General features: G+C 63.5%; 28 protein-coding genes and 1 pseudogene. 15 read left to right on the top strand and 14 right to left on the bottom strand.

The window, feature by feature from the left end; genetic code table 11:
* Positions 1–16 precede the first annotated feature (16 nt).
* The gene (locus LB559_RS17495) at positions 17–313 is read left to right on the top strand and encodes a SelT/SelW/SelH family protein (protein ID WP_127218697.1); all 297 of its coding nucleotides are present in this window, start codon (positions 17–19) and stop codon (positions 311–313) included.
* A gap of 18 nt (positions 314–331) precedes the next feature.
* On the opposite strand, the gene LB559_RS17490 is transcribed toward LB559_RS17495, so the two are convergent.
* The gene (locus tag LB559_RS17490) at positions 332–481 is read right to left on the bottom strand and encodes a hypothetical protein (protein ID WP_013529115.1); all 150 of its coding nucleotides are present in this window, start codon (positions 479–481) and stop codon (positions 332–334) included.
* A gap of 21 nt (positions 482–502) precedes the next feature.
* On the bottom strand, positions 503–982 hold the full coding sequence (locus LB559_RS17485) for a DUF1772 domain-containing protein (protein ID WP_013529116.1): 480 nt from the start codon (positions 980–982) through the stop codon (positions 503–505).
* Between the two features lie 126 nt (positions 983–1,108).
* Here LB559_RS17485 and LB559_RS17480 point away from each other — a divergent pair, with 126 nt between their 5' ends.
* Positions 1,109–1,750, top strand: a complete 642-nt coding sequence (locus LB559_RS17480) for a TetR/AcrR family transcriptional regulator (protein ID WP_224674599.1) — start codon at positions 1,109–1,111, stop codon at positions 1,748–1,750.
* A gap of 128 nt (positions 1,751–1,878) precedes the next feature.
* Here the strand turns inward: LB559_RS17480 and rpmE are convergent, their stop codons facing one another.
* Complete coding sequence (gene rpmE / locus LB559_RS17475; protein WP_013529118.1) at positions 1,879–2,100, bottom strand: 50S ribosomal protein L31; 222 nt, start codon at positions 2,098–2,100, stop codon at positions 1,879–1,881.
* 206 nt (positions 2,101–2,306) lie between these two features.
* Here rpmE and LB559_RS17470 point away from each other — a divergent pair, with 206 nt between their 5' ends.
* Positions 2,307–4,106: an ABC transporter transmembrane domain-containing protein gene (locus LB559_RS17470; protein WP_224674598.1), complete on the top strand. Its 1,800-nt coding sequence runs from the start codon at positions 2,307–2,309 to the stop codon at positions 4,104–4,106.
* Between the two features lie 27 nt (positions 4,107–4,133).
* On the opposite strand, the gene LB559_RS17465 is transcribed toward LB559_RS17470, so the two are convergent.
* Positions 4,134–5,621: a carboxypeptidase M32 gene (locus LB559_RS17465; RefSeq protein WP_224674597.1), complete on the bottom strand. Its 1,488-nt coding sequence runs from the start codon at positions 5,619–5,621 to the stop codon at positions 4,134–4,136.
* A gap of 139 nt (positions 5,622–5,760) precedes the next feature.
* On the opposite strand from LB559_RS17465, the pseudogene LB559_RS17460 reads away from it, so the two are divergent.
* Positions 5,761–6,115: pseudogene (locus LB559_RS17460) on the top strand (DUF1304 domain-containing protein).
* A 76-nt stretch (positions 6,116–6,191) separates the two neighbouring features.
* Here LB559_RS17460 and LB559_RS17455 read toward each other — a convergent pair.
* The 9 genes from LB559_RS17455 to LB559_RS17415 form a co-directional block, all read right to left on the bottom strand.
* Positions 6,192–6,626 carry a hypothetical protein gene (locus LB559_RS17455; RefSeq protein WP_013529122.1) on the bottom strand — a complete coding sequence of 145 codons (435 nt, stop codon included), beginning with the start codon at positions 6,624–6,626 and terminating at the stop codon, positions 6,192–6,194.
* A gap of 239 nt (positions 6,627–6,865) precedes the next feature.
* Positions 6,866–7,897 carry a peptidoglycan -binding protein gene (locus tag LB559_RS17450; protein WP_063173252.1) on the bottom strand — a complete coding sequence of 344 codons (1,032 nt, stop codon included), beginning with the start codon at positions 7,895–7,897 and terminating at the stop codon, positions 6,866–6,868.
* A gap of 1 nt (position 7,898) precedes the next feature.
* A complete protein-coding gene (locus LB559_RS17445) occupies positions 7,899–8,924 on the bottom strand; it encodes a MotA/TolQ/ExbB proton channel family protein (protein ID WP_013529124.1) in 1,026 nt (341 codons plus the stop codon).
* Between the two features lie 104 nt (positions 8,925–9,028).
* Complete coding sequence (gene trhA, locus LB559_RS17440) at positions 9,029–9,715, bottom strand: PAQR family membrane homeostasis protein TrhA (RefSeq protein WP_224674596.1); 687 nt, start codon at positions 9,713–9,715, stop codon at positions 9,029–9,031.
* A gap of 122 nt (positions 9,716–9,837) precedes the next feature.
* Positions 9,838–10,638 carry an inositol monophosphatase family protein gene (locus LB559_RS17435; RefSeq protein WP_224674595.1) on the bottom strand — a complete coding sequence of 267 codons (801 nt, stop codon included), beginning with the start codon at positions 10,636–10,638 and terminating at the stop codon, positions 9,838–9,840.
* 85 nt (positions 10,639–10,723) lie between these two features.
* Positions 10,724–11,290: an elongation factor P gene (gene efp / locus LB559_RS17430; protein ID WP_013529127.1), complete on the bottom strand. Its 567-nt coding sequence runs from the start codon at positions 11,288–11,290 to the stop codon at positions 10,724–10,726.
* A 173-nt stretch (positions 11,291–11,463) separates the two neighbouring features.
* A complete protein-coding gene (locus LB559_RS17425; RefSeq protein WP_224674594.1) occupies positions 11,464–12,504 on the bottom strand; it encodes a tetratricopeptide repeat protein in 1,041 nt (346 codons plus the stop codon).
* Position 12,505: 1 nt separating this feature from the next.
* Complete coding sequence (locus LB559_RS17420; RefSeq protein ID WP_024502915.1) at positions 12,506–13,153, bottom strand: thiamine phosphate synthase; 648 nt, start codon at positions 13,151–13,153, stop codon at positions 12,506–12,508.
* Positions 13,154–13,287: 134 nt separating this feature from the next.
* Positions 13,288–14,205 (bottom strand): DMT family transporter, encoded by a 918-nt coding sequence (locus LB559_RS17415; RefSeq protein ID WP_224674593.1) that lies wholly within the window; start codon positions 14,203–14,205, stop codon positions 13,288–13,290.
* A 135-nt stretch (positions 14,206–14,340) separates the two neighbouring features.
* Between LB559_RS17415 and LB559_RS17410 the strand changes: the two genes are divergently transcribed.
* The 3 genes from LB559_RS17410 to LB559_RS17400 all read left to right on the top strand — a co-directional run bounded on the left by LB559_RS17410 (position 14,341) and on the right by LB559_RS17400 (position 16,503).
* A complete protein-coding gene (locus LB559_RS17410) occupies positions 14,341–14,820 on the top strand; it encodes an Lrp/AsnC family transcriptional regulator (RefSeq protein WP_013529131.1) in 480 nt (159 codons plus the stop codon).
* Between the two features lie 65 nt (positions 14,821–14,885).
* The gene (locus LB559_RS17405) at positions 14,886–15,614 is read left to right on the top strand and encodes a class I SAM-dependent methyltransferase (RefSeq protein ID WP_224674592.1); all 729 of its coding nucleotides are present in this window, start codon (positions 14,886–14,888) and stop codon (positions 15,612–15,614) included.
* A 118-nt stretch (positions 15,615–15,732) separates the two neighbouring features.
* Positions 15,733–16,503: a sulfite exporter TauE/SafE family protein gene (locus tag LB559_RS17400; protein WP_013529133.1), complete on the top strand. Its 771-nt coding sequence runs from the start codon at positions 15,733–15,735 to the stop codon at positions 16,501–16,503.
* 34 nt (positions 16,504–16,537) lie between these two features.
* Here LB559_RS17400 and LB559_RS17395 read toward each other — a convergent pair whose 3' ends face one another.
* A complete protein-coding gene (locus LB559_RS17395; protein WP_224674591.1) occupies positions 16,538–17,089 on the bottom strand; it encodes a DUF2269 family protein in 552 nt (183 codons plus the stop codon).
* 331 nt (positions 17,090–17,420) lie between these two features.
* Between LB559_RS17395 and LB559_RS17390 the strand changes: the two genes are divergently transcribed.
* The 8 genes from LB559_RS17390 (at position 17,421) to LB559_RS17355 (ending at position 22,820) form a co-directional block, all read left to right on the top strand.
* Positions 17,421–17,801: a hypothetical protein gene (locus LB559_RS17390; protein ID WP_013529135.1), complete on the top strand. Its 381-nt coding sequence runs from the start codon at positions 17,421–17,423 to the stop codon at positions 17,799–17,801.
* A gap of 397 nt (positions 17,802–18,198) precedes the next feature.
* Positions 18,199–18,732, top strand: coding sequence for a DUF1465 family protein (locus LB559_RS17385; RefSeq protein ID WP_013529136.1), 534 nt, complete (start codon positions 18,199–18,201; stop codon positions 18,730–18,732).
* A 75-nt stretch (positions 18,733–18,807) separates the two neighbouring features.
* Complete coding sequence (ruvC, locus tag LB559_RS17380; protein WP_224674590.1) at positions 18,808–19,317, top strand: crossover junction endodeoxyribonuclease RuvC; 510 nt, start codon at positions 18,808–18,810, stop codon at positions 19,315–19,317.
* A gap of 61 nt (positions 19,318–19,378) precedes the next feature.
* Positions 19,379–19,630 (top strand): AbrB/MazE/SpoVT family DNA-binding domain-containing protein, encoded by a 252-nt coding sequence (locus LB559_RS17375; protein WP_013529138.1) that lies wholly within the window; start codon positions 19,379–19,381, stop codon positions 19,628–19,630.
* A gap of 2 nt (positions 19,631–19,632) precedes the next feature.
* Positions 19,633–20,046, top strand: coding sequence for a type II toxin-antitoxin system VapC family toxin (locus LB559_RS17370; protein WP_013529139.1), 414 nt, complete (start codon positions 19,633–19,635; stop codon positions 20,044–20,046).
* A 15-nt stretch (positions 20,047–20,061) separates the two neighbouring features.
* The gene (gene ruvA, locus LB559_RS17365) at positions 20,062–20,682 is read left to right on the top strand and encodes a Holliday junction branch migration protein RuvA (protein WP_013529140.1); all 621 of its coding nucleotides are present in this window, start codon (positions 20,062–20,064) and stop codon (positions 20,680–20,682) included.
* Between the two features lie 43 nt (positions 20,683–20,725).
* Positions 20,726–21,763, top strand: a complete 1,038-nt coding sequence (gene ruvB / locus LB559_RS17360; RefSeq protein ID WP_224674589.1) for a Holliday junction branch migration DNA helicase RuvB — start codon at positions 20,726–20,728, stop codon at positions 21,761–21,763.
* Positions 21,764–21,923: 160 nt separating this feature from the next.
* Positions 21,924–22,820, top strand: coding sequence for a metallophosphoesterase (locus tag LB559_RS17355; RefSeq protein ID WP_224674588.1), 897 nt, complete (start codon positions 21,924–21,926; stop codon positions 22,818–22,820).
* The last annotated feature ends 3 nt before the right edge of the window (positions 22,821–22,823 follow it).

Raw genomic sequence — 22,823 nt, 5'->3', positions numbered from 1 at the left:
CGGAGCTCAGCCCGGCATGAGCGAGCAGATCCTCCCCGCCATCCGCATCACCTATTGCACGCAGTGCCAGTGGCTGCTGCGCGCCGGCTGGATGGCGCAGGAGCTGCTGTCGACCTTCGGCACGGACCTTGGCGAGGTGACGCTGGTGCCGGGCACCGGCGGCATCTTCACCATTTCCTGCAATGACGTGCTTGTCTGGGATCGCAAGCGCGACGGCGGTTTTCCGGACGCGGCCAAGCTGAAGCAACTGGTCCGCGATGTCATTGATCCGGACCGCGACCTCGGTCATTCCGATCGGAAGACAAAGGCGTAGAGGCCGCCGGCGCTGCCGTCACTTGCGTCGCCACGCTCCGAAGGCGGCGCCAATCGCAATGCCCACGGCGACGCCCATCGGAAGGTCATCCAGAGCGGTGCCGACCGCGGCACCGACACCAACTCCGATTGCCATGCCGAAGGCCATATTCGAATATTGATCCTTCATCGGTGGCTCCACCCATCCTTTTCAACGCGCGGCGAACCAGAAGGATGCCAGCGCGGCTATGCCGCTGATGGTGCGGACATGGTTCCACATCACCCACTCGTTGAGGTAGCGCGACCACAGGCTTGCGCCATTGCTGCTGGCCGGATCGAGGGCGGCGAGCGCATCGTTGAGCGGGACGTTGAAGATCATCGTCACCACCACGATGCCGATGAGATAGAGCAGGCTGCCGGCAACCAGCCAGAGCGAGCCTGGCTGGTTCCAGCCGATCACCGCACCGATGGCGACAACGATGCAGACGAGAGCCGTGCCGAACAGTGCTGTCATGAACAGCGGCGTCACCGCTGTGACGTTGATGGAATTCATCGCGGCAATGCCGCTTGCGGCTGGCATGCGGGCGAGGCCCGGCATGACGAAGCTGGAGAAAGCAAAGAAGACGCCGCCGACGACGCCTGAGCCAAGTGCGGCAATGAAGATGAGAGTGGGAAGAAGTTTCGCGATCATGTCAGTTGCTCCAGATGCCCATTGTGCTTTCCTCCGCATAAACGTGATTAATCCTCACATTTGCAAAACGTGATAAACCCTCGTATTTTTCGAGTCAAGTGATTTTGGCGGCATTTGGAGTCAGGTATGGAAGACGCGGCAACCCCCGTTTCCGCACAGCAGCAGGCTGCTTCACCGCGTCGGGCGCCGAGCCAGCAGCGCAGCCGCGAGCGGGTCGAGCGCATGCTGGCGGCTGCCTCGGCGCTGATCGCCGAGCAAGGCAGCGATGCCATGCGCATGGGTGAGGTGGCGGAGCGCGCTGGGGTGTCGATCGGGTCGCTCTATCAGTTCTTTCCGGACAAGCGGGCGATCATCTGGGCGCTGGCCGAGCGCTACACCGCCGAAAGCCAGTCCTGCATTTCGGCAGCACTGGCTGGCATCAGCGACGCCGAAGGCCTGCAGTCCGCGTTTTCAGAGTTGGTCGACATCTATTACCGGCTGTTCCTGGCCGAGCCGGTGATCCGCGACATCTGGTCGGGCACGCAGGCCGACAAGGCGCTGCGCCAGCTCGAACTCGCCGACAGCCGCGCCAACGCCGAATTCCTCAGCGCGGTGCTGAAACGGCTGCGGCCGGCAGCCGATCCGGCGACACTGGAAACCACGGCGTTTCTGGTCTGGCAGATGGGCGAGGCCGCCATGCGGCTGGCGATCTCGGTTGAGCGGCAGGAGGGCGACAGGCTGGTCGCCGCCTACAAGCGCATGGCGTTAAGGGAATTGCTGGCCGAGTAGGACCGCGCCGCAACAAAAAACCCGCCACAAGGGCGGGTTTTCGATCTGTGAAAGCTCGTTTGGCTTAAGTTCTTACTTGATGCAAGTCGTTATCCCAAAACCGCTTCGCACTTTTGGGCGACATACAATTAGATGCCGAAACCTTCGAAACGCTTCTTGAACTTCGACAGGCGGCCGCCGCGGTCGAGCAGGGTCTGCTGGCCGCCGGTCCAAGCCGGGTGGGTGGTCGGGTCGATATCGAGGTTCATCGTATCGCCTTCCTTGCCCCAGGTCGAACGGGTCGTGTATTCGGTGCCGTCGGTCATGACGACCTTGATGGTGTGGTAATCGGGATGGATGTCGGTCTTCATGGTTCGGTTCCTGGCTTGCCGGCGCTGGCGACGGGCATAAGCCTGCGTCGATGCGCCCCTTTTTAAAACTCGAAGCCGCAGCTATTGAGGAGCCACGGCTTCTAAAACGGTCGGCGAGCCTATACATCAGCCGGAATTGAATCACAAGGCCGCGGCAAGCGCATATTGAGGCGCAGACCCCAAGGACGGCTGGAGGAAACATCGGGATGGCGCAAATCACCAGCGCAGACGAGCGCCGGCGTTCGCTCAAGCCGCTCAAGCGCCTGTTCCCCTACATCACGCACTACCGCACGCTGGTCGTCGGCGCCATTATCTCGCTGGTCATCGCGGCGGCAACCACGCTGGCGCTGCCGCTGGCGGTGCGACGCATGATCGATCATGGCTTCTCGTCGTCCAGCACGACCTTCATTGCCGAATATTTCGCAGCGCTGGTGGCTATGGCCGCCCTGCTGGCGGCGGCATCGGCCGGCCGCTACTATTTCGTCATCACGCTGGGCGAGCGCGTCGTCGCCGATATCAGGCGCGATGTGTTTGCCCATGTGACGACGCTGTCGCCTGCCTTCTTCGACACCGCCCAGTCGGGCGAGATCGTGTCGCGGCTTGCCGCCGACACGACGCAGGTCAAGTCGGCGGTCGGAGCGACGGCCTCGGTGGCGCTGCGCAATGTCATCCTCGGCCTTGGCGCGGTGGGGATGATGGTCATCACCAGCCCGAAACTGTCCGGCCTGGTCATCGCGGCAATACCCGTGATCGTGCTGCCGCTGGTCGCCTTCGGCCGTTCGGTGCGGCGCAAATCACGCCAGGCGCAGGATACGCTGGCCGATGCCACCGCCTATGCCAGCGAGCAGATCGGCGCGGTGCGCACGCTGCAGGCCTTCACCAATGAGAAGCTGGTCACCGGGCATTTCTCGGCTGCGGTGGAAGCTGCTTTCGAGGCGGCACGCTCCTCGATCTTCGCGCGCTCCTTCCTTACCTTCTTCGCCATTTTCACCATCTTCTCGTCCGTCGTGGCGGTGCTGTGGTTCGGCTCGCGCGACGTGCTCGAAGGCTCGATATCGCCAGGCACGCTCGGCCAGTTCCTGCTCTATTCGGTGTTCGCCGCCGGCGCGCTGGGCGCGCTGTCGGAAGTGTGGGGCGAACTTGCGCAAGCGGCGGGTGCTGCCGAACGGCTGACCGAGATCCTGGCCGAGAAGCCGGCGATCCAGGCTCCCGCCGATCCGAAGCCGCTGCCGGCCGTCGCCAAGGGCGCGATCGTCTTCGACAATATCTCCTTCTCCTACCCGGCAAGGCCCGACCGCGCCGCCGTGCACGGCTTAAGCTTTCAGGTCATGCCGGGCGAGACGGTGGCGATCGTCGGGCCGTCAGGGGCCGGCAAGAGCACGGTGTTTTCGCTGATCCTGCGTTTTTACGATCCCGAAACAGGCAAGATCCTGATCGACGGCGTCGATGTGCGCGAGGCCGATCCCGTTTCGGTCCGCCAGCGCATCGCCATCGTGCCGCAGGACGTCACCATTTTCGCGGCAAGCGCGCGTGACAATATCGGTTTCGGCCGGCCGGGAGCCAGCAAGGCCGAAATCGAGACGGCGGCGAAGGATGCACTTGCCGATGAATTCATCCTCAAGCTGGAAAAAGGCTATGACAGCCAAGTCGGCGAGCGCGGCGTGACGCTGTCAGGCGGTCAGCGCCAGCGGGTTGCGATCGCCCGTGCCATCTTGCGCGACGCGCCGATCCTGTTGCTCGACGAGGCCACCTCGGCACTCGACGCCGAAAGCGAAACGCTGGTGCAGACGGCATTGGAACGGCTGATGCAGGGCCGCACCACGATCGTCATCGCCCACCGCCTGGCAACGGTGCTGAAGGCCGACAGGATCCTGGTCATGGATGGGGGCTCGATCGTCGAGGAAGGCACGCATCAAAGCCTTGTCGCCAAGGGCGGCATCTATGCACGGCTGGCCAAGCTGCAGTTCGAAACCGGCGCCAGTGCTTTCAGGGGCGCGGCGGAGTAGGCAGATCTGGCGCTGTGGCGACAGCCGCTATGCGGCTCCATAGCGCTGCTTCAGATGGTTCACGAAATAGGTAGCATTGAGCTTTTCGCCGGTGGCGCGTTCGAGCAGGTCCGGCGTCGACCAGCGTGACCCCTGTGACCAGATTTTTTGGCGGCGCCAGTCGTTGATCGCCTCGAAATTGCCTTTGGCGAGATCCTCGTCGGCGGCAGGATGCTCCCGCGTCAGCGCCGCCCATTGCTGGGCCGCCATCATCGCGCCAAGCGTGTAGGAGGGGAAGTAGCCGAAAGCTGCCCCGGGCCAATGCACGTCCTGCATTGGCCCGTCGGCTGGGTTGTCGATGGTGGAAAGGCCGAGGTAGTCGCGCATCTTGGCGTCCCAGGCTTCGGGCAGATCGGCCACCTCCAGCCGGCCCGAGACGAGTTCCTGTTCCAGTTCGTAGCGCAGGATGACATGCAGGGGATAGGTCACCTCGTCGGCATCGACCCGGATCAGGCCGCGTCCGACGCGATGCACGTGCGGCAGGATGTCGTCGAGCGACCAGGCTTCGCCGAGATGCTTTTCAACCACTGGCAGCGCCCAGCGCCAGAAGGCCGGGTTGCGGCCTAGCTGCTTCTCGACGAACAGGCTCTGGCTTTCATGCACGGCCATGCCGCGCGCTTTGCCGAGCGGCCAGTGCGACCATGTCTTGGGCAGGTTCTGTTCGTAGAGCGCATGGCCGGTCTCGTGCAGCACGCCCATCAGCGCCGACAGGAAGTCGGACGTCTTGTAGCGGGTGGTGATACGCACGTCGCTCGGCACGCCGCCGCAGAAAGGGTGGTGCGACACCGACAGCGACCCATGCGTCAGGTCGAAGCCGACTGCCGTCATCATGGCAAGGCCGAGCTCGCGCTGCCGATCGATCGCATAGGTGCCCGAAAGCGGCTTCAGCGGGCGCTTGCGCTGCCGTGCGTCCTGGATCGCCAGCGCCTCCGGCACGAAACTTTTCAGAAAAGCCTTCAGGTCGCTGAACACAGGCGTGATGTCGGCGGTGCGGTTGCCGGGGTCGTACTGCTCCATCAGCGCGTCATAGGGGGCTAGGCCGAGCACATCGGCACGCAGCGTCGCCTCCTCGCGCACCAGCGCCATGACGCCCTCCAGCGCCGGCTGGAAGCCTGCCCAGTCGTTCTTGGCGCGCAGGCCGCGCCACAGCTGCTCGCAACGCATGCGCGCGGTCGTCTGGCGTTCGACGAATTCGACCGGCAGGCAGGTCAGGTTGGTGTATTGCCGCCGCAGTTCCGAGACGGCGGCGCGCTGCTCCTCGCCCAGCGCTTCCTGTTCGGCCGCGGCGATCCAGTCTGCTATCTCGGGCGCCGTTGCCCTGGTGTGATACATGCCGGCCAGTGCCGACATCGCCTCGGCACGCTTCTCGCCGCCGCCGACGGCCATGTGCGTGGCCTCATCGGCACCGAGGATGGCCAGCGCATGCTCGAGCGCTTCGAGCTTGTGACCGAGGTCGTCGAGTTTTTGAAAGGACATGGCGACTTCCGTGATTGGGACGCGCGAAAAGACACCAACGCAAAAGCGTTGGCAACCCTCGGATGCCGTCCGGCAAATGCACCTTGCGCAGGCGAGGCCATGCATGAAATGCTGCCGGCAACACATCAAGGGGGAAAAAATGATCGGCAACATCCTGGTCGGGCTGGTGGCCTTGATCCATGCCTACATCGTCTATCTGGAGATGGTGCTGTGGGACACGCCGCGCGGGCACAAGGCTTTCAACCTGACCCCGGAATTCGCCAGTGCCTCGAAAGTGCTCGCGGCCAATCAGGGACTCTATAACGGGTTCCTCGCCGCCGGGCTGATCTGGGGGCTATACCTTGGTGCGGCCGGTTTCCAGGTCAAGGTCTTCTTTCTGGCTTGCGTGGCCATTGCCGGCCTCTATGGCGCGGCAACGGTCGGGCGCAAGATCCTGTTCATCCAGACCGTGCCGGCGGGTGATCGCCCTGATCGCGGTGTGGCTCGGCTGGTAAAAAAGGGCGCCCGCGGGATCGCTTTCGAAGGCGCCAGGCGGTCCCTTCCTCTTGGACCGTTTCGGGCGCTATGGCCTCAGCCGTTCGGGTAATTGCCGCCGTCGGCGCCGTCGCCGATCATGAAGCCGCTGCCGGTGTCGATCATCAGCCGCTGGTCGACATTGTCGAGACGGCGCAGCAGCTCATGGTATTGCGCGGCCGGTATCCTGCCGTGATCGGAGGCGGCGACTTTCTCGGCCGCCTGACTGATGTGGGCCGTGCGCATTTCCAGGCGTTCCGCCACAGCCGGGGTGATGTTGTTGGCCTGTCTTGCGTCCACGATGCCCTGCCGGACGCCCTGCACCTGTTGGATAAGCGCCTCGACACGCGGGCCAGTCATATCGGTTGGATCGGTCGCGTCGAGAGCGCCCTTGTGATGGCCCGCGGCATAGGCGCCGGCAAGCGGAACGGCGATGAGGAGCGCCGTGAGTGTTGCAGTTCTAAGCGAGGTCTTGGGAGTGAAAGAGCGCATCACGCGTCTCCTCTTGTAGAGGGAGGCGGCGGTTGTCCGCCTGCCTTCCAGCCTTGGGCCGTCCGGTTCCGTCGCGTCGCGATGAGGGGGGATTCATCGCCGGCGGTTCTCGGCCCGGGCGGCAGGCTAGGACCGCCCTGCGACAATGTGTAATTAAAAAAAGATAATCTTTTCAGGCCTTGCCGGCCGCCATCTGCGCCCTAGGGTTGAACCGGCGAACAAGTTCGCGTGATTTTGGATCAACGTTCGGTGAGCTTCAGTTCAATACGGCGGTTCTTGTTGCGCGCCTCTTCGGTGTCGGCGGGATCGAGCGGCTGGAACTCACCGAAGCCTGCCGCGACCAGGCGGTTGGCCGGCACGCCGTTCTCGATCAGAAATTTCACCACCGAGGTCGAACGCGCCGTCGACAGTTCCCAATTGTCGCGGTAGCGGCCGGTGCCGGAGAGCGGCTTGTTGTCGGTATGGCCGTCGACGCGCAGCACCCAGTTGATCTCGGGCGGGATTTCCTTCTGCAACTCGATGATGGCGTCGGCGAGTTTCTTCATCTCGACCTTGCCGGCATCGTTGATCACCTCGGAGCCCGTTGGGAACAGCACTTCCGACTGGAAGACGAAGCGGTCGCCGACGATGCGGATGTTCTCGCGGTCGGCGAGGATTTCGCGCAAACGGCCGAAGAAGTCGGAGCGGTAGCGGTTCAACTCCTGCACGCGCTGCGCCAGCGCGACGTTGAGGCGGCGGCCGAGATCGGCGATCTTGGTGTTGGAATCGCGGTCGCGGATTTCGGAGACGTTGAGCGCATCCTCGAGCGCGCCGATCTGCTTGCGCAGTGCCGCGATCTGCTGGTTGAGGATCTCGACCTGGCTCAGCGCCTGCTGGCTGATCTGGCGCTGGCTGTCGAGTTCGCCGCCGAGCGCCGCTGCACGCTGATTGGCGGCGTCGCCGGCACCGGCACCTTGCGCCAGCAACTGTTCGAGCCGGCTCTTTTCCGCTTGCGCGGCCGACAGCGACGCCTGCAGATTGGCCAGGGAATCATCCTTGTCCTGCGCCGTCGAGCGCTCCAGCGCCAGCAGTTGGGTCAGTTCGTTGATCTGCGAGTTGAGGCGCGAGAGCGCCGTATCCTTGCCGGAGATTTCGCGTCCCAGCAGGAACTGCGCCAGCACGAAGACCGTGAGCAGGAACATGATGGCCAAAAGCAGCGTCGACAGCGCGTCGACGAAGCCTGGCCAGTAGTCGATGCGGCGATCGGTGCGCCGGCCCCTGGCGAGTGCCACGTCAGTGCACTCCGGGCTTCTTCAGGGCATCGGCGATCTTTTCCAGCGTGTTGCGCATCGCCTTCTGCTCGTCGGACTGGGCCTCGACCCAGTCGCGCATGATCTGCTGTTCCGAGCGCATATTCTTGACCAGGCCGGAAATGCCGTCGGCGAGATTGGCCATGGCGGTGGCGACGCGCGGGTTGGAGCCGCCGCCATTCTCCTGCATCGAGCGCAGCCGTTCCGACAGCACCCGGATCTCGTCGGAGGATTCGGTTTTGGCCGGGTCGGCGACGACGATGTCCGACGACAGGTCGGTGACCGAGGAAAGCCAGTTTTCCAGTTCGGTGTAGAAGCGCGTCTGGGCGCGGCCGGCCTGCAGGTCGAGGAAGCCGAGCACCAGCGAGCCGGAGAGGCCGAACAGCGAGGACGAGAAGGCGGTGCCCATGCCGGCCAGCGGCGCCGAAAGCCCCTGCTTCAGGGAATCGAGCACCGCGGCGGCGTCACCGGTGCCGGGATCGAGCGATTCGATGGTTTCGCGGATCGAGCCGATGGTGTTCAACAGTCCCCAGAAGGTGCCGAGCAGGCCGAGGAATACCAGCAGGCCGACGAGATAGCGCGAGGTGTCGCGGCTTTCGTCGAGGCGCGTGGCGATGGAATCGAGCATGGTGCGCATCGAACTGGTCGAGAAGGCCATCGCCGAGGAACGGCCGATCATCGCCTTCATCGGCGCCAGCAGCACCGGTTCGGTCGTCTCCGAGCCGGCACGGAAGGAGTTGACCCAGCGCACTTCGCGAAACAGTCGCCCGACCTGGGCGAAGGCCAAAAGGATGCCGACCACCAGCACGCCGACGATCAGGCCATTGAGGCCGGGATTGCTGCCAAAGGCGGTTGAGATCTGTCGGGTGAGGATGGCGGCGATGAAGGCGACGATGACCAGGAAGATCACCATGGTCAGCAGAAAGACCTGCGGGCTCGATAATTTATGCGGGTCGTAGATCAGGACATCAGAACGTCTGCCCATGCCGAAGGATCTGAGAAAAGCCATCCGTGCCCCGTTTCCGATGCCGCCGCCGATCACGTAAACCGCGACTCTAAACGGAATTGTGACCAAATTGAATGGCGCTTGGCAATATTGCCGCGTCGATAGTGTCAGAGGCGATTGATGACCAGACAGTCGACCATGGCGGCCAGATGCAGGCTGGCGCCGGTGACGACGAAACCGTGCCACAGCGCATTGTGGAAGCGCAGCCCCTTCCAGGCGAAGAAGATGACGCCGCAGGAGTAGACGATGCCGCCGGCAACGATCAGCGCTATCGATGTCGTCGGTAGCGTCTGGACAAGCGGCTTGACCAGGATGATGCCGCTCCAGCCAATGGCGAGATAGAAGCCGATCGCCAGCCGGTCGAAACGGCCGGGAAAGAACACCTTGATGGCAATGCCCAGCGCTGCCGCGGTCCAGACCAGCACGATCATCCAGCGCGCCAGCGGCGAGTCTTCGAGCTGCGCCAGGAAAGGCGTATAGGTCGCGGCGATCAGCAGATAGATCGCGGCGTGGTCGAAACGCCGCAACACCCATTTTGCCGGCGACGAGACCGGCCACAGATTGTAGGTCATCGACACCGAGAGCACGGTGAGCAGCGAAACCACGTAGAAGGCGGCGGCGATGTATTCGCCGGGTCCGACACGAAACGCCGCCAGCGCCAGCAGCGCGGAACCGGCCGATATCGCCAGCACGATGCCGACCGCGTGGACGATACCGTCAGCGATCATCTCGGCACGCGAATAGTGCCAGCGTCCGATGAACGGGATATCGGGGTAGGGTTCGTTGTCTCTCACTAAGCCGGGTTCCTGCGCCGCGCCCTCCAATCTGGGCGCTCGCCGGGCAGTATTTCAAGCTTCCGTTGCGGTTTTGCGACTGCGGCGCATCAGCGCGGCGGTTTGTCGGCGCGGCTTGCCTGTCAACGAGAGGAGAGCGGCTTCTTCACGACCTTGAGCAAAGCGCGCTGGATGATCTCGTTGCCGGCGACGACCGAACCGTTGTCGAGCATGTCCTGGCCGCCATCCATGTCGGAGACGAAGCCGCCCGCCTCGCGGATCAAAAGCAGCCCGGCGGCGATATCCCAGGCAGACAGGCCGGTTTCCCAGAAGCCATCCATGCGGCCGGCAGCGACATAGGCGAGATCGAGCGATGCGGAGCCGAGGCGGCGGACGCCGGAAACCTCGGCCATGACGTTGCGCAGCTCGACGAGGAAATTGCCGTGGTGGCCGCGGCCGAGATGCGGCATGCCGCAGCCGATGACCGTGTCGACCAGCTTGATGCGGCCGGCGACGCGCAAGCGGCGGTCGTTCATGAAGGCGCCGCCGCCGCGTTCGCAGGTGTAGAGTTCGTCCATCGCCGGATTGTAGATGACGCCGGCAACGATCTGGCCCTGGCGCTCCAGCGCGATCGAAACGGCAAAGAGCGGAATGCCGTGCAGGAAATTGGTGGTGCCGTCGAGCGGGTCGATTATCCAGCGATGCTGGCCGTCGTCGCCTTCGACCACGCCGCGCTCCTCCATCAGGAAGGAATAGCCGGGCCGTGCCTTGGACAGTTCGGCGAAGACGATGTCCTCGGCCTTGCGGTCGGCCTGGCTGACATAGTCGCCGGGGCCCTTCATCGAGACCTGCAGGTTCTGCACTTCGCCGAAGTCGCGCGACAGCGAGCGGCCGGCCTTCATTGCGGCCTGGACCATGACGTTGAGAAGGGCTGAGCGTGCCATAGTGCTTTTTCCCGGTGCTGCGCTTTAAATTCTGCCTCGATGCATGTCGGTGACCCGGAACCGGGCCACTTTTGGGCGACATGCGTCAGTCGGCGCGGCGCACGTAAGTGATTTCGTTGGTGTCGACGATGATGCGTTCGCCGGCGCCGATGAAGGGCGGCACCAGGACGCGGATGCCGTTCTCCAGGATCGCCGGCTTGTAGGACGATGCCGCCGTCTGGCCCTTCACCACCGGGTCGGCCTCGGTGATGGTCAGCGTCACATAGTCGGGCAGCGAAATGCCGATCGGTCGCTCTTCGTAGAGCTGGACCGTTACCATCATGCCGTCCTGCAGGAAGGCGGCGCGATCGCCGACGAAGTCCTTGTTCAATTCGAGCTGCTCGTAGCTCTGGGTGTCCATGAACACCAGGGCGTCTTCCTGCGCGTAGAGGAAGGAAAAATCCTTCAGGTCGAGCCGGATCTGTTCGACCGTCTCGGCCGAGCGGAAGCGCTCGTTGAGCTTGGTGCCGTTGATGAGGTTCTTCAGTTCGACCTGATTGTAGGCGCCGCCCTTGCCAGGCTTGACGGTGTTGGTCCTGACCGCCACCCAAAGGCCGCCATCATGCTCGATGACATAGCCGGGACGGATTTCGTTGCCATTGATCTTGGCCATGATGAGATGATCCGGAATGATGCCTACGGCCACGCCGTCGGTAAGGGATATTCGCTGGGAAAGCGATTTCGGGCTCCCAAGACCACAAATCGCCAGAAGAGGCAAGGGAGCGGGCAGGTTGCGACCAGGCAAGGGAGCCGGGGTTGCACTTGCAATGACCGTGAGAACCGCCGTCAAGGCAGTCGGTTGGCCTTCTGCAGCGCCTGCTTGGTTTGGTCGTCGTCCAGCCCCTGCAGCAAGTCGTCCATCTGCGGATCGATGAGGCCGGCGCGGCGGGCAATGATGTACCAGGCACCGGCAAGGACCAGGTCCGGATCGGTGCCGATGCCTTGCATATAGAGCTTGGCCAGGCGGTTCTGGGCGGCAACATTGCCGCCCTCCGCCGCCTGCTTCATCCAGCCGAAGGCGGATTTCAGGTCGCGCGCGCCGCCGCGGCCTTCGATCATCCAGGCGGCGAGATCGATTTGCGCGGTGTCGTAGTTCTGCCTTGCGGCCTGCGCCAGCAGGCGCCTTGCCTGGGCATCGTCGCGTGGCTTGCCGCCGACACCGTTGGCGTAGATCTGCGACATTGCATATTGCGCGTCCGCGAGGCCGGTCGCAGCGGCGCGTTCATAGTAGGAGACCGCCTTGGCCATACCGGCGTCGCCGGGGTCCTGCTGGACCAGCATCTGCGCGAAATTGAATTGCGCCAGCCGGTTGCCGGCTTCGGCTGCGGCCTGCATCAGGGCGTAGGCCTCTTTTCCATCCTTTTTGACATAGCGGCCGTCGAGCAGCATCAGCGCATACTGGAACTGCGATTCCGGCACACCCTGTTCGGCGGCCAAGGCGTACCATTTCGCCGCCTGCGCCGAATTGACCGGTACACCGAGACCTCGCGACAGGATCTCGGCCACCAGGGTCTGCGCCGCCGGGTCGCCGTTTTGCGCCCGGACCAATGCCAGATTGTAAGCTGTCTTGTAGAGGCCGCGCTGGAAGGCGCCATAGGCCGCGTCGGCGGGTTTTGCGCCGAAGCGGTCGGGATTGACGGCGTCGGCCGACGGCAGCGGCGCAGGCTCGGCCGTGGTGGCGGGCTGCGGCAACGGCTTGTCGATCGGCTTATCGGTGTGGACGCCGATTTCCGGCTTGGGCTGCGGCAAGGGGATGGTCTCCGCGGCCGCCGCCTGGACCATCAGCACCGCAAGCAGAGCCTGGAGGGGAAGCGTCGCCGATGACATTTCAGTCCTCGAAACGCGGCGCAGTCTCGTCGAGCAGCGCGTTGGCGGTGGCGACCGCTGTCCTGGGGTCGGTGCCGTCGGCGAACACGGCGCTCGACAGCGCCACGAATTCAGCGCCGGTGGCGCCCACGGCTTCGACCGAGGCGATGTCGGATCCGGCCATGACGATGCAAGGGATCTGGATCATGTCCGCCCACCATGCGCCGAGCGACAGGTTGCGCGGGTGCGGTTCGGGCTTGTTGTCGTAGCCGAAGCGGCCGAAGAAAATGTAGTCTGGCCGCGTCTCGCCAAGCTCGAGCGCGTCGTCACGCGTCTTGGCGCCACCGGTGCCGACCATCATCTTTGCCTGGAAATGCTCGATCGTCTCGGCGAGTTCGGCCTTGGAGACTTCGACATGGATGCCGTCGGCCTGGACGCGGCCGGCTATGCGGGTGTCGCCGGCGATGATGACAGCAACGCCGGCGGCTTGCGCTGCCGGCACGATCCGTTCGGCGAAAGCCTGGAAGGAGGCTTCATCCATGCCGTTCTCGGGCAGGATTAGCGAAGCGACATCGCCACCATCGAATGCCGCGACAATACGGGCCGCCGGCACGCCGGGCGGCGCGATCAGCACGATGCGACAGCGATTGGGGGGCGTTGCTTCATTCATGGTTCTTCGGGTCCCGCGTTTCGCCTATGCCGGGCGAAGATGGTTGGATTGCGGCATAGAGCAAAGTGCCCGCCTTGAACAGGCAGGCAGCCGGGATCGCTATGTTTGAACCGCCGGGCAGCCGGCGGGCCGCTTCACTTGATCGGGTGCGGGCTCGCGACGGGCGGTTTGCCCTTCCACAGCGTCCAGCCGAGATTCATGCCGGCGGCGGCGATCAGGATGGCGGTAGCGCCGACGACCTGGCTCAGATGCAGCCGATGGCCGAAGGCGACGACGTCGACCAGGATGGCGACGACGGGATAGATGAACGACAGCGATCCCTGCAGATGCGTCGGCAGCTTCTGGATGGCGCCGTACAACAGTATGTACATCAGGCCGGTGTGGACGATGCCGAGCGTCGCCAGCATCGTCCAGCTCCAGGCATCGGCTGGAAGCCGGGATAGATTGGCGAACGGCGCCAGCATGACGACGCCGACGCAGACCTGGATCAGCGCAATCAGATGCGGTGGCGTGCCCTTGAGCTTCTTGGTGACGATGGCGGCGACGGCCCAGAAGAAGGCCGCGCCCAATGCCATGACGATGCCGGTGAAATAATCCGTGCCGGCCATGCCGGCATTGGGGCCGGCATCGGGAGCCGACTGCACGATCAGCACCATGCCGGCGAAGGCGATGGTCAGCCAGGTCAGCTTGGTCAGGCTCAGCCGCTCGGCGAAGAAGAGCGCGCCGAAGCCGACCAGCATGAAGGGCTGCGTGTTGTAGACGGCGGTGGCGATCGAGATCGACGCGCGCGAGAAAGCGCTGAACAGCAAAAGCCAGTTGACGACGATGGCGACGCCGCCGAGCGCGGCGATGCCGATGATGCGCAGCGACAGCCTGTTGCGCAGCAACCCCAGCCCGGCGCAGATGATGAGCAGCGTCAGCGCGCCGAAAGCGCAACGCCAAAACACCACATCCATGATCGGCTGGCCGGACAGGACGACGAACCATCCGATCGTTCCCAGGATGGCCATTGCGGCGGACATTTCGACCGTGCCGCGTACTGTCTCGTTCACAACAAACCTCCGTATCGGTTGAGCCGCCATAATCTCATGCGGTCGCGAAGCTTTCCATCAGATTGGAAAGGGTGTATTGGCTGTTGACCTAATTATATTAGGAGAAAGCTCCAAGCTGTCGGGAAAAGGAAAAAGATGCTGGACGATCTCGATCGAAATCTCCTTGAAATCCTGGTCAAGGATGCGCGGACCTCGCTGAAGGAGCTGGCCGCCCAGGTCGGGCTGTCGTCGCCAAGCGTTTCGGAGCGGCTGCGACGACTCGAGGAGCGCGGCGTCATCCGGGCGTTCACCGTCGAGATCGATCCGCTCGCGCTCGGCTATACCCTGCAGGCGATCGTGCGCATCCGGCCTCTGCCGGGCAAGCTGCACATCGTTCAGAAGCTGATCGAGGACATCCCCGAATTCGGCGAATGCGACAAGGTGACGGGCGATGACTGCTTCGTCGCCCGGCTGTTCGTACGCTCGATCGGCGATCTCGACGGAATTCTCGACCGTATCGCCGACAAGGCGGAGACAAGCACCGCCATCATCAAGGCGCAGCCGATCCGGCGGCGGCCGCCACCGCTCGACGCGGCTGCTTCTCGGGATAGGGCAAAGGTCTTGCATGCCTCCTGATCGAGCCGGGTGGAAAGCCGGTGGCCGCTTGGTTAGTGTGCCGACCAAATGAGACCGAGACTGTCATGGCGCAGAACATATACGACCGTGAGGATTTCTTCGCAGGCTACAGCCAACTCGGCCGTTCGGTCGAAGGGCTGGAGGGTGCCGCCGAGTGGCCGGCAATGCGCGCGATGCTGCCCGATGTCGGCGGCTTGAGGGTCGTCGATCTCGGCTGCGGCTTCGGCTGGTTCTGCCGCTGGGCACGCGAGCATGGGGCGGCGCAGGTGCTTGGCCTGGACCTGTCGGAGAAGATGCTTGCCCGAGCAAGGGCCGCCGGCCCGGATGCAGGGATAAGCTATGAGACGGCCGATCTCGATCGGCTCAGCCTGCCGGAAGCCAGCTTCGATCTCGTCTACAGTTCGCTCGCCTTGCACTATGTCGAGGATGTGTCGCGTCTGTTCGGGACCGTGCATCGGGCCCTGGCGCCTGGCGGGTATTTCGTCTTTTCGACGGAACATCCGATCTTCATGGCGCCGACCAAACCCGGCTGGGTGATCGATAGCGAAGGCCGAAAGACGTGGCCTGTCGACCAGTATCTGGTGGAAGGACCGCGCAGCACGGACTGGCTGGCCAAGGGCGTCGTGAAACATCACCGCACGATCGGCACCACGCTCAACGCTCTCCTGCAGGCCGGCTTCACCATCGCGCATGTCGAGGAGTTCCGTCCGACATCAGAGCAGATCGCGGCCAAACCCGAACTGGCGGAAGAGCTCGAGCGGCCGATGTTCCTGCTGGTCTCGGTGCGTCGGTAGGCACAGGCCTGCGTCGGCCCGCATGTGCGGCCGCCACGCTCATATTTGCTGTCGCTCCGCCCGACATTCTGGGCTATTCAAGCGTCGACACGCTTTCCCTCCGGACCAGTCCCCTCCCATGTCAGGCCTGCTTCTCGATCCGTGGTTCTATGCGGCCGCCATTCCGGCGGTCATTCTGGTCGGCCTGTCGAAGGGCGGCTTTGGCGGTGCCGTCGGTTTCGTCGGCGTGCCGCTGATGGCGCTGACCATGCCACCGGTGCAGGCGGCGGCCATCCTGCTGCCGATCCTGTGCCTGATGGACATCGTCTCGGTGTGGACGTGGTGGGGCGTTTACGACCGCAAGATGCTGGTCGACATGATGCCGGGCGCCGTCATCGGCATCGGCCTTGGCTGGCTGACGGCGGCACTGGTGACCGAAGAGGCGGTGCGGCTGATCGTTGGCGCCGTCGCCATCATCTTCGTCCTGCGCTGGCTCTATCTGCAGTTCCGCCACGGCGCCGATCACGCGGCCGCGCCCAACCGCGTGGCCGCCGCCGTGTGGGGCACGGTCGCCGGCTTCACCAGCTTCGTTGCCCATGTCGGCGGCCCGCCCTTCCAGGTCTATGCCTTGCCGATCCGTCTCGATCCGAAAGTTCTGTCGGGCACCGCAGCGATCTTCTTTGCCGCCACCAACGCGCTGAAGCTGGTGCCCTATTTCGCGCTCGGCCAGTTCGACACCGCCAATCTGACGGCATCGGCGGTGCTGATGCCGCTGGCGCCGCTGTCGACCATCGCCGGAGCGTGGCTGGTGCGCCGCATGCGGCCGGAAACCTTCTATCCCTTTACCTACGCAACCGTCGCGGTCGTGGCGCTGAAGCTGCTGTGGGATGGCATTGTCGGCCTGATGTAGAAAGGCCGCCGCGCAGCCGCCCCGTCATTAGGGGTCAGGCGGTGCTTGGCACCAGACGACGGTTGCCGCCAAAAGCCAGTGTCGCGCCGACCATAACGACCAGCACCATGCCGGCAAGGATGCCGATGTCATGCACGGTCGGTTTGAGCACCATGTCCGCAATGATCACCAGCATCACCGCATAGTCGAAACGTGCCGCGCTCATCATGCGCTGGCCGATGGCAAGAACCTCTGGCGTGACGCCCTCCTTGGCGATCATTGCGCCCATGCGCTCCCCGGTCGGCTTGAAGATGAACATGCCGATCGAAAAGGTCGTGGCGTATCCCGCCAGGCCGATCAGGATCCACAAATCGGAGAAGCCGACCCAGAACCAGCACATGATGAGGCCGAAGATCAGCGTCAGCATCGACATCGGCGCAAAGAACCTGCCGCCCAGCTGACCGCTGGCGCGCATTGCCTGCAGCTTTTCCTCGATGTTGCCCGCGCGCTCGGCAAGCATGCCCAGCAGGAACAGTACGAAGCCACCGCCGACCCACAGAATGGCGGTAGTGACGTGGAGGAATTTGACGATCGAGTACCAGTCCATGGGTTGCTCCTGCAGTGTCCGGTCAGTTTTGCGGGGCGCTGATTTGCGCCGGCCGTCAGAGGAGCGGGCGTTTAGCGTGGCGCCTGTTTCGGAACGATGTCGCGAAAAATCCGGCTCTGTTTCAGCTTACGGCCAACGCGCGAGGTCGCAGATTGTGAACGCATTATCTGATTTTCTGCTAATGTACGAATCGTCGGGAGGGGGTTGGCGCGACATCGTCTGGATACGCTGCCGATATTAGTGCGCCAATGCCGGGAGCCCGGTGGCGACAACAATCGCCTGACGATCAACCCATTCCCGCAAGCGGGAAAAGGCAATTCGGGGGACCATTATGCAAGGGATAGCACGGAATTTCTTCACGCTGGCCATCATCTATTCGCTGTGCGGCATGGCGCTCGGCCTGTACATGGCGATCAGCCAGGATCACGGCCAGATGCCGACCCACGCCCACACGATGGTGGCCGGATGGCTGATGTCGGCGGTCTTCGCCTTCTTCTACCATTTGTTTCCGGCAATCGGGCAGAAGACGCTCGCCACAGTTCATTTCTGGCTGACGGCGGTCAGCGGCATCGGCCTGCTGATCGGCCTCTATTTCCTGCTTGCCGGCAATGCCGCGATCGAACCGCTGGTGGCGGCCTCCTCGATGGGCTTCTACGCAGCCATGCTGCTGTTCGCCTTCATCGCCTTGCCGGCGGTCTGGAAGACCGCTTGACCGAGCCTGACGCAGGAGATGCTGTGCTGTTACGGCACAGTATGGCGGCGTTCGGTCAAAAAACATCCGCACCGTTAAGGCTTCATTAAGCTTTACAGGTGTTTACTATGTTCATCCAGTGATCTGGATTCTTACCGAGTGGTTGGAGCCACTTTGTTTGACGCCTCCCTGTTAAACTCCTGAGAGCCGCCTTATCCGCGGCTCTTTTTTTGTCTCGATTTCTCTTTTCTTGTCCGCACCCCAGCGGGGCCGTCCGACAGGGGTGCCGTTAACCTTCTGTTAAACATGTGCTTGCCTTCACCGGTGACGAAGCGCATTTTCAAGCTTCAGTCAGATAGGGTTCCGGGTGTATCGGCAGGGAGCCGAATCGGCCGGTTGCAAGTGCAGGGGCGTATCAATGAACGAGCCTTCGAAGGGCAGTGCGAAAACCGTCAAGCTGGCGGAACGCCGGGTTTTCTCGCAATCCTTCAAGCCGCTTTACCAGGAAGGCATGGGTCTGGTCGAACAGGCCGCCGAATATCTCGACGGCAAGGGCCGGGCCGAGGCGAAGAAGCTGTCGCGGCTGGCCGCCACGCTCTACGCGGCCGAATCGATGCGGCTGACCACCAGGCTGATGCAGGTTGCCTCCTGGCTGCTTTTGCAGCGCGCCGCCAATTCCGGCGAGATGACCCGTGACCAGGTGGCGTCGGAAAAGTCCAAGGTGCGCCTCGACACCGCTTCCGCCCATGACGAAGCCGCCGGTTGGGCCGAACTGCCCGAGGATTTCCTCGACCTCGTCACCCGCTCGCTGCGCCTGCAAGCGTTGGTGCGCCGCATGGACGACGAGATCTATGGCTCCGGCGCCATGGTCGACATGCAACCGATGGCTCGCCGCCCCAACCCGGTTTCCGACCAGATCAGCCTGCTCAACACGGCTTTCGCTCGGGGTTAGACCGCGGTCCGCCTTCTGTTTCCGGTTTGTTCACATTTCGCTGGCATCGCTGTCCGCCGGAGGTAAACTCGGCAAATGGCGGAAGCGATTCGCATCATCGGCATCGATCCCGGGCTTCGGCGCACCGGCTGGGGCATCGTCGAAAGCCTCGGCAATTCGCTGCGCTTCATTGCTTCCGGCACTGTGAAATCAGACGATAAGGCCGCGCTGGCAACGCGGCTGTGCCAGCTGCATGACGGGCTTGCCGAAGTCCTGCATGCCGCCGTGCCGCACGAGGCGGCGGTCGAACAGACCTTCGTCAACAAGGACGCGGTGGCAACGCTGAAGCTCGGCCAGGCACGCGGCATCGCCATGCTGGTGCCGGCGCGTGCCGGGCTTGTCGTTGCAGAATATGCGCCCAACGCAGTCAAGAAAGCGGTGATCGGCGTCGGGCATGGCGACAAGAAGCAGATCCACATGATGGTGAAGGTGCTGTTGCCGAAAGCCATTTTCGATACCGAGCATGCCGCCGACGCGCTCGCCATCGCCATCTGCCACGCGCATCACCGGCAAAGCGTGGCTTACCGGATGGCGCTCGCTAGTTAGCGATGTTCTTGACTTGTTCGTCGGGTTGGAATAATCCTTACTTGTAAGAAAGGGGTGTTTCATGCGTGTGACGAGCAAAGGCCAAGTGACAATCCCACGGGATCTGCGGGAGACATTTGGGATTGGCGCCAACAGCGAAGTCATCTTCGGCATCGAGGGCGGCAAGATCACGATCACGCCGAAGCATGACAAGGGGCGGTTGGCCGACCGCGAAAGACTCGATCGTTTTCTTGCTGCGCTCGATCGGCTTGAGGGCAGCGGCGATCAGACAATGAATGCCGATGCCGTCATGGCTTTGACCCGGGATCGCTAATCTTGGCGACGCTTGTCGACACCAACGTGCTTGTCGATATCGCCGTTCGCGATCCCGTCTGGTCAAAGTGGTCGTGGTCCAAAATGGTGTCTGCCCTCGAGCAAGGCAGCCTGGTCATCAATCAGATTATCTACGCCGAGTTTTCGATGCGCTATGAGGCGATAGACGATGTCGATGATGCCTTGCCTGAAGACGAGTTCCGGCGCGAAAGTCTCCCGTTCGAGGCGGCCTTTGCTGCGTCGAGAGCGTTCTCGGTCTATCGGCGGTTGGGCGGACCTCGAGAGAAGGTGATGCCCGACTTCTTGATTGGGGCTCACGCTGCCATCCGAGGCTATCCCATTCTTACTCGCGATCCCGCAGGTTTCAGAAAGTACTTTCCAGATGTCGAGCTCATCACGCCCGATACTCATCCCTAACGGGGATTGCGTCCAATGATCGGCAAGCTCAAGGGCACGCTGGACGAGGTCGACGAGGATCATTGCCTCGTCGATATCCATGGCGTCGGCTACGTCGCCTATTGTTCAGCGCGCACGCTGGCGGCGCTGCCTTCGCCCGGCGAAGCGGTGGTGCTGTTCATCGAGACCTATGTCCGCGAGGACATGCTGCGGCTCTACGGCTTCCAGTCAGTGCTGGAACGCGAGTGGTTCCGGCTGCTGATGAACAATGTTCCCGGCGTCGGCGCCAAGGTGGCGCTGGCCATCCTGTCGACGCTGGCGCCGGCCGATCTCGCCAATGCGATTGCGCTGCGCGACATCGCCATGGTTTCTCGCGCACCCGGCGTCGGCAAGAAGGTGGCCGAGCGCATCGTCACCGAACTGAAGAACAAGGCGCCGGCCTATGCCGGAACCGCTTCGGGCACCATCGGCCTGAAACAGGAGCTCGGCGACGGCGTGGCATCCGCGCCGATCACCGACGCGGTCTCGGCGCTGGTCAATCTCGGCTATTCGCGCGACACGGCCGCCAATGCGGTGGCGGCGGCGCTGAAGACGGCGGGCGAGGATGCCGATGCGCCGAAGCTGATTCGCTTCGGGCTGAAGGAACTTGCGCGGTGAGCCGCCGCTTGTTCAGCCCCTTGCCGTGTGCAAGGAAGGCGGCATGAGCCTGTCGCCCCGCTTGATTGCACCGGAAAAACGCGGCGAGGATGCCGAGCAGACCTTGCGGCCGCAGACGCTCGACGATTTCGTCGGCCAGGCGGCGGCGCGGGCCAATCTCAAAGTGTTCATCGAGGCCGCCAAGAGCCGCAGCGAGGCGCTCGACCATGTGCTGTTCGTCGGGCCGCCTGGTCTCGGCAAGACGACGCTGGCGCAGATCATGGCGCGCGAGCTAGGCGTCAATTTCCGCTCGACCTCGGGTCCGGTCATCGTCAAGGCCGGCGATCTTGCCGCGCTGCTGACCAATCTCGAGGAAGGCGACGTGCTGTTCATCGACGAGATCCATCGGCTGAGCCCGGCGGTGGAGGAGATCCTTTATCCGGCGATGGAGGATTTTCAGCTCGACCTGATCATCGGCGAAGGCCCGGCGGCGCGCTCGGTCAAGATCGACCTCGCCCGCTTCACCCTCGTCGCCGCCACCACGCGGCTTGGCCTGCTCACCAATCCGTTGCGCGACCGTTTCGGCATTCCGGTACGGCTCAATTTCTACACGGTCGAGGAGCTGGAGCAGATCGTGCGGCGTGGCGCGCGTATCCTGCAAATGCCGCTCGGCAACGACGGCGCGCTGGAGATCGCGCGGCGCGCGCGGGGCACGCCACGCATCGCCGGCCGGTTGTTGCGCCGTGTGCGCGATTTCGCCTCGGTGGCCGGCGATGGCCATGTCGACCGCAAGATCGCCGACGAAGCGTTGACCCGGCTGGAAGTCGACGCGCTCGGCCTCGACGCGCTCGACCGCCGGTACCTCAGCATGATCGCGCGCAATTTCGGCGGCGGGCCGGTCGGCATCGAGACGATCGCCGCCGGCCTGTCAGAGCCGCGCGATGCCATCGAGGACATCATCGAGCCTTATCTGATCCAGCAGGGTTTCATCCAGCGCACGCCGCGCGGCCGGATGCTGACGGCCAATGCCTGGCGCCATCTCGGCCTCGACGCTCCGAAGGATCTGGCGCAACAGCAGATCAACCTGTTCCAGGAAGAATAGCGCTCAGGGCGATCAGGCGCAGGTTCCGGGCCGACAAAGGATCTGTGAGCGGCCTGCGCAAAATATCCTCGGCTTCGTCGGTTTGCCGGCGCATTCGTCGGCTCTGGTGGCGGTGCCATCCCGGGGCAATCTCGCTCCGATGGTTTGCCGGAGCCACGCAATGATCACCAGACGCGGATTCCTGCGCTTCATCGGCGGGTCGGTTCTGTCGGTTGCCGCGTTCAGCGCCTATGCGGCCGGCATAGAGCCGATGCTGCTGACGCATGTGAAACGCTATGCGCTAACGCCGCCGCATTGGCCTGATGGCCTGAAGCTGCGCATCGTCGCGCTTGCCGATATCCATGCCTGCCGGCCATGGATGACGCCGGAGCGGATCGCCTCACTTGTCGAAGACGCGAATGCCCTGCAGCCGGACGTGATCGTCCTGCTCGGCGATTATATCGCCGGCATGCCGTTGGTGACCGGCCCGGTGACGCCGTCGCAATGGGCCTCCGCCCTCTCGGACCTCAAGGCACCGCTCGGCGTGCTCTCGATTCTCGGCAACCATGACTGGTGGGCAGATGGCTTCGCGCAGCGCGCCGGGGCCGGCCCGACCGTAGCGCGCAAGGCCCTGGAGAAAGTCGGCATCCCGGTGCTGGAGAACGATGTCGTGCACGTCCAGAAGGACGGCCATGGTGTGTGGATCGCGGGGCTTGCCGACCAGCTGGCACTGCTGCCGACCAGCGACCGCCCCGGCTTTACCGGGCTGGACGATCTCGACGGCACGCTGGCCAAGGTCAGCGACACCTCGCCCATCATCCTGCTTGCGCACGAGCCAGATATTTTTCCGAAAGTGCCGTGGCGCGTCTCGCTGACCCTGTCCGGCCACACCCATGGCGGACAAATTCGGCTGTTCGGCTATTCGCCGGTCGTGCCATCGCGTTTCGGCAACCGCTACGCCTATGGCCACGTCGTCGAGAAGGATCGCAATCTGATCGTCTCCGGCGGGCTCGGTTTCAGCATATTGCCGGTGCGTTTCGGGATGCGGCCGGAAATCCTGTCGATCGACCTTGGCTAATCC

Origin of the sequence: Mesorhizobium sp. BR1-1-3 (assembly GCF_020165455.1) — a bacterium.
GTDB lineage: Bacteria > Pseudomonadota > Alphaproteobacteria > Rhizobiales > Rhizobiaceae > Mesorhizobium > Mesorhizobium ciceri.
Note: the sequence above shows the minus strand (reverse complement) of the source record. Positions and strands in the feature narration are given on the sequence as shown.